Source organism: Sphingopyxis microcysteis (assembly GCF_012274265.1).
Taxonomy (GTDB): domain Bacteria; phylum Pseudomonadota; class Alphaproteobacteria; order Sphingomonadales; family Sphingomonadaceae; genus Sphingopyxis; species Sphingopyxis microcysteis.
Genome location: NZ_JAANYY010000005.1, coordinates 289,043 through 301,308 on the forward strand (window position 1 = coordinate 289,043; position 12,266 = coordinate 301,308).

At 65.4% G+C, this 12,266-nt stretch carries 12 protein-coding genes; 8 read left to right on the forward strand and 4 right to left on the reverse strand.

What is annotated here, in order from left to right; genetic code table 11:
- The first annotated feature begins 141 nt into the window (after positions 1–141).
- From rpoN to G9408_RS15335, 3 genes are all read left to right on the forward strand, one after another.
- Complete coding sequence (gene rpoN, locus G9408_RS15325; RefSeq protein ID WP_168454797.1) at positions 142–1,611, forward strand: RNA polymerase factor sigma-54; 1,470 nt, start codon at positions 142–144, stop codon at positions 1,609–1,611.
- 186 nt (positions 1,612–1,797) lie between these two features.
- On the forward strand, positions 1,798–1,923 hold the full coding sequence (gene ykgO / locus G9408_RS15330; protein WP_003046794.1) for a type B 50S ribosomal protein L36: 126 nt from the start codon (positions 1,798–1,800) through the stop codon (positions 1,921–1,923).
- A 97-nt stretch (positions 1,924–2,020) separates the two neighbouring features.
- Positions 2,021–2,632, forward strand: coding sequence for an HAD family hydrolase (locus tag G9408_RS15335; protein WP_168454798.1), 612 nt, complete (start codon positions 2,021–2,023; stop codon positions 2,630–2,632).
- Here the strand turns inward: G9408_RS15335 and G9408_RS15340 are convergent.
- Positions 2,617–4,062, reverse strand: a complete 1,446-nt coding sequence (locus G9408_RS15340; protein WP_168454799.1) for a serine hydrolase domain-containing protein — start codon at positions 4,060–4,062, stop codon at positions 2,617–2,619. The genes G9408_RS15335 and G9408_RS15340 overlap by 16 nt on opposite strands.
- A gap of 107 nt (positions 4,063–4,169) precedes the next feature.
- The gene (locus G9408_RS15345) at positions 4,170–6,332 is read right to left on the reverse strand and encodes a S9 family peptidase (RefSeq protein WP_235957854.1); all 2,163 of its coding nucleotides are present in this window, start codon (positions 6,330–6,332) and stop codon (positions 4,170–4,172) included.
- A 69-nt stretch (positions 6,333–6,401) separates the two neighbouring features.
- Here G9408_RS15345 and G9408_RS15350 point away from each other — a divergent pair, with 69 nt between their 5' ends.
- The 5 genes from G9408_RS15350 to G9408_RS15370 all read left to right on the forward strand — a co-directional run bounded on the left by G9408_RS15350 (position 6,402) and on the right by G9408_RS15370 (position 11,029).
- Positions 6,402–8,228, forward strand: a complete 1,827-nt coding sequence (locus tag G9408_RS15350) for an aminopeptidase P family protein (protein ID WP_168454800.1) — start codon at positions 6,402–6,404, stop codon at positions 8,226–8,228.
- A gap of 7 nt (positions 8,229–8,235) precedes the next feature.
- Positions 8,236–8,697 carry an acyl-CoA thioesterase gene (locus G9408_RS15355; protein ID WP_168454801.1) on the forward strand — a complete coding sequence of 154 codons (462 nt, stop codon included), beginning with the start codon at positions 8,236–8,238 and terminating at the stop codon, positions 8,695–8,697.
- Between the two features lie 261 nt (positions 8,698–8,958).
- Positions 8,959–9,426, forward strand: a complete 468-nt coding sequence (locus G9408_RS15360) for a hypothetical protein (RefSeq protein ID WP_235957856.1) — start codon at positions 8,959–8,961, stop codon at positions 9,424–9,426.
- A 4-nt stretch (positions 9,427–9,430) separates the two neighbouring features.
- Complete coding sequence (gene ribD / locus G9408_RS15365; RefSeq protein ID WP_235957858.1) at positions 9,431–10,405, forward strand: bifunctional diaminohydroxyphosphoribosylaminopyrimidine deaminase/5-amino-6-(5-phosphoribosylamino)uracil reductase RibD; 975 nt, start codon at positions 9,431–9,433, stop codon at positions 10,403–10,405.
- A 9-nt stretch (positions 10,406–10,414) separates the two neighbouring features.
- A complete protein-coding gene (locus tag G9408_RS15370; RefSeq protein ID WP_168454802.1) occupies positions 10,415–11,029 on the forward strand; it encodes a riboflavin synthase in 615 nt (204 codons plus the stop codon).
- Between the two features lie 80 nt (positions 11,030–11,109).
- Here the strand turns inward: G9408_RS15370 and G9408_RS15375 are convergent, their stop codons facing one another.
- Positions 11,110–11,580 carry an MmcB family DNA repair protein gene (locus G9408_RS15375; protein WP_168454803.1) on the reverse strand — a complete coding sequence of 157 codons (471 nt, stop codon included), beginning with the start codon at positions 11,578–11,580 and terminating at the stop codon, positions 11,110–11,112.
- A gap of 130 nt (positions 11,581–11,710) precedes the next feature.
- Positions 11,711–12,253 carry a single-stranded DNA-binding protein gene (gene ssb / locus G9408_RS15380; protein WP_168454804.1) on the reverse strand — a complete coding sequence of 181 codons (543 nt, stop codon included), beginning with the start codon at positions 12,251–12,253 and terminating at the stop codon, positions 11,711–11,713.
- Positions 12,254–12,266 lie beyond the last annotated feature (13 nt).

Consider the following 12,266-nt stretch of genomic DNA (forward strand, 5'->3'; position numbering starts at 1 on the left):
GTCGAGCGAAGTCGAGACACGCCGAGTACGCGCATGGCTTCACGTGTCTCGACTTCCGGCAAAGCCGGAAGTCTATCCCGAGCGACTACCAAGGCAGTCGAGGGGCTCGACACGAACGGGGTAAAGGGTTGCTGATACCCGATGGCGTTGGGTCCACGCCTCGATCTCCGCCAGTCGCAATCGCTGGTGATGACGCCGCAGCTGCAGCAAGCGATCAAGCTGCTGGCGCTGTCGAATCTCGAACTCGAAGCCTATCTCGCCGAGGCGCTCGAGGGTAATCCGCTGCTCGATACCGCGTCGGCGGACGGTGATGGCGGTGTGGGCGATACGAACGATGGCCCGGGGGACGACGCGCCGATCAGCGACGCGGCATCGCTCGATGCCGACCATGCCTTGTCGTCGGACAGCGGCACCGCGAACGACCTTGACGTCGACATGACCGCCGAAAGCTTTCACCACGACAGCGCCAGCGACAATGTCGGCCTGTCGGGAAGCGATAGCGAAGGCATCGATTTCGACAGCTTCGCCGGCGAGGATGCGACGCTGCACGAACATCTGCTGGCGCAGGTCGGCGAGCGGTTCAGCGGGCTGGAGGCGATGATCGCCGAACAGCTCGTCGCGCTGATCGACGAAGCGGGCTATCTGCGCGCCGATCTTGCCGAGATGGCGCAGCGGCTCGGCGTGCCGCTCGCGCTGGTCGAGAACGTACTCGCGGGCGTCCAATGCTTCGATCCGTCGGGGGTAGGCGGGCGCGACCTTGCCGAATGTATCGCGATCCAGGCGCGCGAGGCCGATCGCTATGACCCGGCGATGGCGACGATGATTGCGCATCTCGATCTGGTCGCCAAGGGCGCCTTTCCCCAGCTGAAGCGGATTTGCGGGGTCGATGACGAGGATCTGGCGGATATGATCCGCGAGCTTCGCGGCTATGATCCCAAGCCGGGGTTGAAGTTCGGCGGCGATGCGTCGCAGGCGGTGGTTCCCGACCTCTATATTCGTCGGACCGCGCAAGGGTGGGCGGTCGAGATCAACAGCGGCACCTTGCCGCGCCTGCTCGTCAATCGCCGCTATTACACCGAACTGGCCACCGGCGCGGCGGCCAAGAGCAAGGCGTGGCTGTCCGAACAGCTCGCGAGCGCGAACTGGCTGGTGCGCGCACTCGACCAGCGCCAGCGCACCATCATCAAGGTCGCGAGCGCGATCGTGAAGCAGCAGGAAGGGTTTTTCCTGCACGGCGTCGCGCACATGCGCCCGCTGACGTTGCGGCAGGTCGCCGAGGAGATCGGCATGCACGAATCGACGGTCAGCCGGGTCACGAGCAACAAGTACCTCAGCTGCGCGCGCGGGCTGTTCGAGCTCAAATATTTCTTTTCGTCGGGCATTTCGGCGACCGAGGGCGACGGTGCGGTGTCGGCCGAAGCGGTAAAGAGCCGAATCAAGGCGATGATCGAGGGCGAGGATCCAAAGGCGATCCTGTCCGACGAGACGATCGCGCAGAAACTGTCCGCCGAGGGGCACGACATCGCGCGGCGCACGGTGGTCAAATATCGCGAAGCGATGGGCTATGGCTCGTCGGTGCAGCGGCGGCGGCAGAAGGCTTTGGCGGGGTAGCAATCCCGTCGCCCCCGCGAAGGCGGGGGCCGCTGGAGATTTACGCAGCGGTGTGGCGCAAGCCCGACAACGGCCCCCGCCTTCGCGGGGGCGACGTTTTCTCGTCGGGAGCCGGTTGACTTTTTACCCGCTTCCCCATAGTTGCGCCGCTTCGCGTCAACACGCCAAGATTTACGGAACAGAACGATGAAGATTCGCAACAGCCTGAAGTCGCTGAAGGACCGCCACCGGGATAACCGCGTTATCCGTCGCCGTGGCCGTACCTATGTGATCAACAAGACCAACCGCCGCTTCAAGGCGCGCCAGGGCTGATTGTCCTGTCGGGGCGTTTGCTGCCCCGCGCGTATAGCGAAGTCAGCGTAACGCCGTCGGATGCTTCCGGCGGCGCTTTCGCGTGTCCGGAGTGCCCATGATTCGCCGATCGGTGATTTTTGATGTCGGCCGCGTCCTGTTCGACTGGGACCTGCGCCACCTGTTCGCGAAATTGATCGACGACCGGGACGAGCTCGAATGGTTCGTGACCAACGTCGTTACGCCCCAATGGCATTTCCAGCATGATGCCGGGCGCCCGCTCGCCGCGATGCTGCCCGAGCTCAAGGCCGAATTTCCGGGACATGACGATCTGATCGACGCTTATGCGGCGCGCTTCAACGAAACGATTCCCGGGCCGATGCCGGGCAGCCTCGAGCTGGTGGCGCGGTTGGACGATGCGGGGGTGCCGCTGTTTGCGATCACCAATTTCGGCCATGAATTCTGGGAAGACTTCCGTCCGACCCAGCCGGTATTCGACCGTTTTCAGGGTATCATCGTGTCGGGCACCGAAAAATTGATGAAGCCCGATCCCGCGATCTACCGCCTCGCGATCGAGCGCTTCGGCATCGATCCCGCGGGCGCGCTGTTCATCGACGATGTCGCGGCGAATATCGCGGGTGCCGAATCGGTCGGCATCGCCGGCCATCTGTTCGGCGGCGCGGCGATGCTCGAACGCGATCTGGTCGCGCGCGGTTACCTGCCCGGCTGATCGAACCACAGCACCAGGCGGCGCGTCGTGGTGATCGGCGCGGCAAAGCTGCCGTCGGCCTGTGCACGCAGATCGGCGATACCGAACGGATTGACGATCCCCGCGCGGGTCAGGCCGCCTTTGGGGTCGAGCCCGACGATCGTCAGCGGCGCGTCGCTTCGCTGCATCGCGGTGCCGAAATAGGCCAGCATCGCGGGGTGCTGGTCGGCGGTGCCGACGCACAGCCCCGCCTCGATCCGGAAGCGCACCGTGCCTTCGACCGCGACGTCGCCGAAGGTGCCGCGATAGCGCTGCGCGGCGAGCGGGCATTGGGCGGCGACCAGCCCGGCGGGTGCGGCACGGAAGGGCGCGGCGATCATCTGCGCGGTGGGTTCCATCCGCGACACCCACGACGCATTGGACAGCAGGCTGACGGCGGTGCGTTCGCTGCGCCACAGGCCAAGCGTGCTGCGCGCGCCAAGCGCCACGCCATTGTGATGGACGATGGGCGCGCCGTCGGCATCGCTCCCGATGCGCCAGCCGAAACCGACCTCATAATCCTCCGCCGCTGCCGCTTTGCCATCGGCGAGCTTCACCGGCACGAGCATCGCATCAAAGGTTTCGGGGCGCACGACGCGGCCGTCGATCATGCGCCCGCCGAAGCTTGCGACCGCACTGGCGGTGCCGCTGAGCCCGCCGCCGCCCCAGGTGTAGCTGAAATCGTGGCGCGGCAGATCGACCACGCGCCGCTGGTCGAAGCCATAGGCGCGCGAGGCGTCGGGGTCGCCGCTGTCGGTCGCGTCGGCGCGGATCGCGAGCCCCGGTGCGACCTCCGTTCTGACATAGTCGGTGAAGGGGCGCCCGGCCTTTTCTTCGACCAGCGCACCGAGCAAGCTATAGCCCCACGACGAATAGCTGTACGCAGTTCCCGGCGGGCTCAGCAGGTCGCGTCCCGCGAAAATCGCGACGGCATCGCGCCCCGTGGCGTAGTGACGCGATCCGCGATCCGCATCGATCGCCTGATAATGCGGCAAGCCCGAGACATGCGCGGCGAGCTGGCGCGGGGTGATCGCTGGCCAGCGCGCGCCGAGCCACGTCAATTGATCCTGCACAGGGGCGTCGGGATCGATCTTGCGCTGCTCGGCGAGCTGCATGACCGCGGCGACGGTAAAGATCTTCGACACGCTGGCGAGCCGGAACAGCGTGTCGCGCGTGACCGGCGCCCCGCTGGCGTGATCGCGCTGCCCGCTCGCACCGTCCCAGACGATGCGGCCGTCCTGCCACACCGCCGCCGCCATGCCGGGGACACCGTTGGTTTCGCGGAGCGTGTCGAGCAGGCGCTGCGCGACGGCGGCCGCGTCGGCGTCAGCGCCGGTTTGCGCGCCCGCGGGCGCCGCGATCGCGAACAAGGTGGTGGTGCTCAAAATATAAGCGATCGGTCGTAACATCATCGAATCCCCTCCCTTTGGTGGAAGGGCGGGATGAGTCCGATCTGTCGCGCCGATGTGCCGAAATGTCGCGCGCCTGTCGCAGGCTTCGCGCTATTGGTACCGGTACTTTATTTCTCGACCCCGAGCTGCGTCAGCACAAAGGCGAATTCTTCGGCATCCTCGCGCAACGCGCCCCAGCGGCCCGACTTGCCCGCATGGCCCGCGCCCATGTTGGTGCGCAGCAGCAGGGTCGCGTTGTTGGTGCGCGTCGCGCGCAGCTTGGCGACCCATTTGGCGGGCTCCCAATAGGTGACGCGCGGATCGTTGAGCCCTGCCGATACGAGCATCGGCGGATAGGCCTTGGCGGTCACATTGTCATAGGGGCTGTAGCTCAGCATATAGTCGAACGCGGCCTTGTCGGTGATCGGATTGCCCCATTCGGGCCATTCGCCGGGGGTCAGTGGCAGCGTCTCGTCGACCATCGTGTTGATCACGTCGACGAACGGCACCCCCGCGAGCACCGCGCCCCACAGTTCCGGCGCCTCGTTATAGACGACCCCTATCACCTGCCCGCCCGCCGAGCGACCTTCGATCGAAATCTTGCCTGCGCTGGTGTATTTGGCGGCGATCAGCCCTTTGGCGACGTCGATGAAGTCGTTGAACGTGTTCTTGCGCGCGGTGGTCTTGCCCGCGAGATACCAGGCGCGGCCGAGGTCGTCGCCGCCACGGACATGCGCGATCGCATAGATCATGCCGCGATCGACGAGGCTGAGGCGAGTGGTCGAAAAGCCTGGCGGGACGCGATAGCCGTAGGAGCCATAGACATAGAGGTGCATCGGTGCGCTGCCGTCGCGCGGCGTGCCTTTCTTATACACCAGCGACACCGGCACCGGGGTACCGTCACGCGCGGGCATGTTCACCAATTCGGTTACATAGTTGTCATGATTATAACCGGATGGAATTTCTTGAACCTTGAGCGTTTCGAGTTTTTTGCTTGCAATATCAAAATCATACACGGTGTCGGGGGTGACCATCGATTCATAGTCGAGCCGCAGCTTGTCCTGATGATATTCGGGATTGTCGCCTAATCCGGCGACATAGGTCGTCTCGGGAAATTTGATGCGGCCCGGGGTCAGCGGCGCGTCGTATCGGCGCACGTCGACCTGATCGACGCCCTTTTCGCGCGATTCGAGGACGAAATAGTCTCGGAAGATCGACAGGCCGGTGATGTAATTGTCGTCGGAGCCGGGGATCAGCGTTTGCCATTCGCCGGGCCGGTCGAGGCTGGCGGTCGCGATGCGGAAGTTGGCGTGGTCGTCGTTGGTATGGATGTAGAGCGTCTTTTCACGGACATCGACGCTATATTCGCGGCCCTTCTTGCGCGCGGAGACAAGCATCGGTTCGGCGCCGGGATCGTCGGCGGGGAGCAGATAGACTTCGCTCGTTTCATTGTCGCCGGTCGCGATCACGATATAGGCGTCGTCGGCGGTCTTGCCGACGCCGACCCCGAAACCGATGTCGGCTTCCTTGTAGATGCGGACATCTTCGCTGACCGGGGTGCCGAGATAATGGACATGGACATTGTCGGTGCGCCAGTTTTCATTGGCAAGGCCATAGAGCAGCGCGTTGCTGTTCTCGGTCCACACCAGCGACGACAGGGTGCCGGGGATGACGTCGGGCAGCGCCTTGCCGGTCGTCAGGTCGGTGAAGCGCACCTCGAAGCGTTCCGAGCCATTGTCATCGACCGCATAGGCCATGAGCTTGCCATTGGGGCTGATCGACACGTCGGACAGGCGAAAATATTCCTTGTCCTTCGCCATCGCGACTTCGTCGAGGATCAGCGCGGCATCACCGCCCGCCGCGGGCCGCCGATACCATTTCTTATATTCGGCGCCTTCCTCAAATTCGACCCAATAGACCCAGTCGCCGTCCTTTTGCGGCACCGACGAATCGGCTTCCTTGATGCGGCCCTTCATCTCCTGGAACAGCGTCTCGACGAGCGCAGCGTGCGGCTTCATCGCGGCATCGAACCAGGCATTCTCGGCCTTTACATAGTCGAGCACATCCTTGTCATCGATCACCGGATAGCTCTCGTCCTTCAGCCAGTGATAGGGGTCGGAGAGTTTTTTGCCATGCAGCACCGTTTCGTGCGGGCGCTTCTCGGCGACCGGGGCGGCAAGCGGGGCAGGGGCGGGGCTGGTCAAGGCGGCGTCTTTCTGTTGGGCAAGCAGGGGCGGCGATGCGACAAGCGGGGTGGCAATTGCCGCCAGAAACATCCAAATAGCGCGCATCGAAAAATCCCCCGCGGTGTCGCCCGGATCGGGCGGGATCGCCCGCGATGTAGGAATAAGGAACGTCTGATGTCCAGCACCATCCACGCCAATCGTCTTGCCCGCGTCCGCGCCGAACTGAAAGCGCAGGGTCTGGACGGCTTTGTCGTGCCGATCAGCGACGAGCATATGAGCGAATATGTCGGTGATTATGCGCAGCGCATGGCGTGGCTGACGGGCTTCGGCGGATCGGCGGGGACCGCGGCGGTGCTGCCCGAAAAGGCCGCGGTCTTCGTCGACGGACGCTACACGGTGCAGGTGCGCGATCAGGTCGACGGGTCGCTGTTCGACTATGTCGGCGTGCCGCAGTCGAGCGTCGCCGAATGGCTGGGCGCCAACGTGAGCGCGGGTCAGAAGGTCGGCTATGATCCGTGGCTCCACAGCATCGACTGGGCGCGCGGCCTTGAAAAGGCGCTGGCGGCGAAGGGGGCGAGCCTCGTCGCGGTCGACGCGAACCCGCTCGACGCGGCGTGGGACGACCAGCCGGTGCCGAGCGCGGCGGTGGTCACCGTCCACGACGCGGCGCTCGCGGGGCAGGCCGCGACCCAAAAGCGCGAAATCATCGCCGACTGGCTGAAGGCGAACGGTCTCGACACGACGGTGATGACTGCGCTCGATTCGATCGCGTGGACGTTCAACATCCGCGGTACCGACGTCAGTCACACCCCGGTCGGGCTGGCTTTCGCGCTGCTTCATGCCGACGCGACCGCCGATCTGTTCATCGCGCCCGAGAAAGTCACCGACGCTGTGCGCGCGCACCTCGGTAACAGCGTGAGGATCCACGATCGCGATGCGTTCGAGGCGGCGCTCGTGGACCTTAAGGACAAGGCGGTAGCGGTCGATCCCGACCGCGCGGTCGCGGCGATCTTTACCGCGCTCGAGGGTGCGGGGGCGAAGATCGCGCGGCATCGCGATCCGGCGGTGCTGCCCAAGGCGATCAAGAATGACGCCGAATTGAGCGGCACGCGCGCGGCGCATGTCCGCGACGGCGTCGCCGTGTCGCGCTTCCTCAAATGGATGGAGGAGGTGGCGCCGCAGGGAGGGCTCGACGAGCTCGGCGCCGCGGCGAAGCTGCGCGAATTTCGCGACGCCAATGGCGCGCTGCGCGACCTTTCGTTCGACACCATCTCGGCGGCCGGTCCCAACGGCGCGCTGCCGCACTATAAGGTCGATGAGACGACCAACCGCGCGATCGAGACCGGCACGCTCTATCTCGTCGATTCGGGCGGCCAGTATGACGACGGGACCACCGACATCACGCGCACGATCGCGATCGGCGCGCCGACCGCCGAAATGCGCCGCCGCTTCACGCAGGTGCTCAAGGGTCATATCGCGCTGGCGACGGCGCGCTTTCCCAAGGGAACGCGCGGCAGCCAGCTCGACATCCTCGCGCGGCAATATCTGTGGGCCGACGGGGTCGATTATGCGCATGGTACCGGGCACGGCGTCGGCAGCTATCTGGCGGTGCACGAAGGGCCGCAGCGAATCGCCAAGCCCGCGGGCGGACAGGCGGGAACCGAGGAGCCTTTGCATGCGGGCATGATCCTGTCGAACGAGCCCGGCTATTACAAGGCGGGCAGCTTTGGCATCCGCATCGAAAATCTGGTGGTCGTCACGCCCGTCCGCATCGATGGCGCCGAAGAGGATATGCTGGGGTTCGAGACGATCACCTTTGCGCCGATCGCGCAAAATCTGGTCGAAACCGCGCTTTTGTCGCCTGCCGAGGCCGATTGGCTCGATGCCTATCATGCCGAGGTGTTCGCCAAGCTGGCGCCGGGATTGAGCGCGGACGATCGCGCCTGGCTCGAAGCGGCCTGCGCGCCGCTCGACCGCACCCCCGCCGCACTCGCGGCCTGAGGCGGCGATGGACAGCAGCAACGGCGAGGTGCCGCGCGAGGATTTTCGGGTCCATGAAACGGTGCGTGTGCGCTTCAACGAGATCGACGGTCAGAACATCGTCTTCAACGGCAATTATCTGGTCTATGCCGATATCGGCGTGACCGAATATTTTCGCGCGCTGGGAGAGGGGCAGCCCGGTCCCTATTTTCACCAATATGGTACAGATATTCGTGAGACGCGGTGCGAAATTGAATATCACGCCCCGGCGCGGCTCGACGAGCAAATCACGATCGCGGCGCGGGTGAGCCGGTTCGAGCGGACGAGTTTCACCGTCCATTGCGCGATTTTTCGCGGCGCCGAGCGGTTGACCGATATTGCGATCAGCTACGCGCATGTCGATCTCGACAGCGGCGGCGCGACGCCCTTGCCCGGCAGTTTCATCGCCGAAGTGCGCCGATTCGAAAGGCGGATGCCGTTGCAGGCGTGATTCGCGAATCACCGGCAAAGCCTATTAGCGGCATCTCTCAACCAAAAAGGTCGAAAAAAAGGGCCGCCCGAGGGGCGGCCCATGAAAGTTTTGGGAGAGGATGCCTAAAAGGCATGCTCATATTGCAGCGCACAAAAAATTGTGCAACTGCGAAATGAACATCTGCAATTGCATTTTTTGCAATCAATGGCCTGCGCCGCAATCGTTCGGTGCAATCGTCGCCCTCTCGCCAATCGCCGCGAGATCGCCTAAATTGCTGCCATGGGTATGTTCAACAACGTCGATATCGGCGGCGGCCTGTCCGATTTCTGGGCCTATGTCCGCGAACCGCGTCCGCACCGCTGGGCCAGCTGGGGTGTCGCGATCGTGCTACCGATCGTCGTTTTCTACGGCTTTTCCGAACATCTGATCCGCACCGAGGAGCCGAAGGCTCAGATCATCTATTTCGAAAACTGGGCCGCCGACCGCAGCGCCGCCGAAATCCGCGCCGATTGGGTCGCGCGCGCCAAAGAAACGACGCGCGCCAATGCCGAAAAGCGCGCCGAATATCAGCGACTCGCCGATATGATGGGGGTCGAATATGATTCGGCCGAGGCCGACAAGGTAACCCGCGAAACGCTGGGCGAAGCGGAAGCGGCGGCGGCGAAGCAGAAAAAGCCCGTCGCTGCCGTACGTTCGACGCTCGCCGAACGCGCCGCGCGCGGGCCGCAAGCGCAGGCAGCCGACTGAGCGCATGCAACGACGGCCCGCCGATGCCGACTGGATGGCGGTCGCCATCGCGCTGTCGCGGCGCGGACGACCGGCGGCGGCGCCCAATCCCAATGTCGGCTGTCTGATCGTCAAGGACGAGAAGGTCATCGCACGCGGCTGGACGCAAGCGGGCGGGCGCCCCCATGCCGAGGCGATGGCACTCGCTGCCGCCGGCAATGCGGCGCGCGGGGTCACTGCCTATGTGAGTCTCGAACCCTGCGCCCACGCCAGCCCGCGCGGCCCCTGCTGCACCGACGCGCTGATCACCGCTGGAATTGCGCGCGTCGTGGTCGCCGCGCAGGACCCTGACCCGCGAACCAACGGTCAGGGTATCGCGCGCTTGCGCGACGCGGGGATCGACGTCGTCGAAGGCGTCCTTCCCGCCGCAGCGCGCGCCGCGATGGCGCCGTGGTGGACGCGGCAGGCCGAGCGGCGTCCATTCGTGACGCTGAAGCTCGCGACGTCGCTCGACGGCTGCATCGCGCGGGCGGATGGTTCGAGCCGCTGGATCACGGGGGATCGCGCGCGCGCGCACGGCCACCTCGAGCGCACGCAGCATCAGGCGATTCTCGTCGGACGCGGAACGCTCGCGGCCGACGATCCCCAACTTGACGTGCGGCTGTCCGGACTGGAAGCGCGCAGCCCGAAAAGGCTGCTGCTGACGCGAGGCAGCGCTCCGCCAGGCTGGACCGCGGTCGGATCGCCCGAATCGATCGACAGCGTCGATTCGGTGCTGGTCGAGGGTGGCGCCGGGGCGGCGTCGGCTTTTCTGGCCGACGACCGCGTCGACCGGCTCTTGCTCTATCGCGCGCCGATCCTGATCGGCGGCGGCAAGCCCGCGCTCGGCGATATCGGCCTCGCCGATCTGGCCGATGCCCATGGTCGCTGGCGGCTGACCGACAGCCGCCTGCTTGGCAGCGACCGACTCGACGTTTACGAGCGGGTCAGAGAAGGATAAGCGCGCCCCATGTTCACCGGCATCATCACCGACATCGGCACCGTTCGTTCGCGCGAGGATCGCGGCGACACGCGGCTGGTCATCGCCACGGCCTATGACACCAGCACGATCGACCTCGGCGCATCGATCGCCTGTTCGGGCGCGTGCCTGACCGTGGTCGACAAGGGGCGCGATGGCGACGGCGACTGGTTCGCGATCGATGCCAGCGCCGAAACGCTCGCGCGCACTGCGCCGGGCATGTGGGACGCGGGCCGTCGCCTGAACCTTGAGCGCGCGCTCAAGGTCGGCGACGAGCTCGGTGGGCATATCGTCACCGGACATGTGGATGCGGTGGGGACGATCGTGTCGGTCGTGCCCGTCGGGGACAGCGTGACGGTGACCGTCGCGGCGCCCGCCGCCCTCGCGCCGCATATTGCGCCGAAGGGATCGATCACCATCGACGGCGTGTCGCTGACCGTCAACGACGTCACCGATCAGCCCGATGGCAGTGCGCACTTTACGCTGAACATCATCCCGCACACGCAGGCGATGACGACGCTGGACGAGGCGGCGGCGGGGCGTCCGGTCAATCTGGAGATCGACATCCTCGCGCGCTATCTGGCGCGGATGCAGGCGCGTTCCTGATACCTCGCCCCTGCGGAGGCGGGGGCCGCTATCGGCGTGGAGCAGGTTGCCAACGGCCCCCGCCTTCGCGGGGGCGACGCTCAACCCTCGACCCAGCCCGCCGCAATTTCGGGGTCCATCGCGATCATCGAGCGTCGCATCGCCAGCCGACCGATACGCAGCAGTTCGGCCTTGCGCCGCGCCGGGGCGAGGTTGCAGCTTGCCGCTTCGCGCACCACCGCCGCGCCGTAACGGTCGGCGATGATCAGGCCAGAGCTTTCGGGGCGATAGCCCTCTGTTTCGAGGATCGCGGGGTCGAGCCCCGAAGCCAGCGCCCAGTAGAAGCGGTCGCACCAGTCGCAATAGTCGGGCCATTTGCCGTCGCCGTGCAGGTCGGCGCGGCTGACCTTGATCTCGACGATCGTGATGTTGCCCTTGGCGTCGATCGCGGTGAGGTCGGTGCGACGCCCGTTGGGCAGCGGCACCTCGGGGATCGCTACCAGCCCCTGCTGCGCGAACAGGCGGCAGACGCCGCGCGCCACGTCCGCGGCGGTAAGGACATCAATCGACATGGCCGGACATCTGCATGATGCTGGACGCGATCCAAAAGCCGTAGCCCTGAGCCTGTCGAAGGGCGCCTATCCGATAAGCGCCCTTCGACAGGCTCAGGGCTACGGTTTCAATCCAGTCGTCGGCAGACGATCAGAACGGAACGTCGTCGTCCAGATCGTCGTCGAATGGCGGGCGTCCGCCGCCCCCGCTCGGACCGCCGCCAAAGCCGCCGCCTGACGATCCGCCCGACGAACCGCCGCCCTGGTTCCAGCCACCGCCCGAGCCGCCACCGCCGCTCCAGCTGTCGTCACCGCCGCCGCGCGATCCGCCGCCGCCGCCGGGGGCGCCGTCCAGCATCGTCAGCGTGCCGCCCATGCCGGCGATCACGACTTCGGTCGTGTAGCGGTCGTTGCCGTCGCGATCCTGCCACTTGCGGGTGCGCAGGCTGCCTTCGATATAAACCTTCGAGCCTTTTTTCAGATAGCGTTCGACCACGCCGACCAGCCCGTCGCCGTTGATCACGACATTGTGCCACTCGGTGCGCTCCTTGCGCTCGCCGGTCATCCGATCCTTCCACTGTTCGCTCGTCGCGATGCGGATGTTGGCGATCTTGCCGCCATTCTGGAACGACTTGATTTCGGGATCGGCGCCGAGGTTGCCGATGAGAATTACCTTGTTGACGCTGCCAGCCATGCCGCTCCGCTCC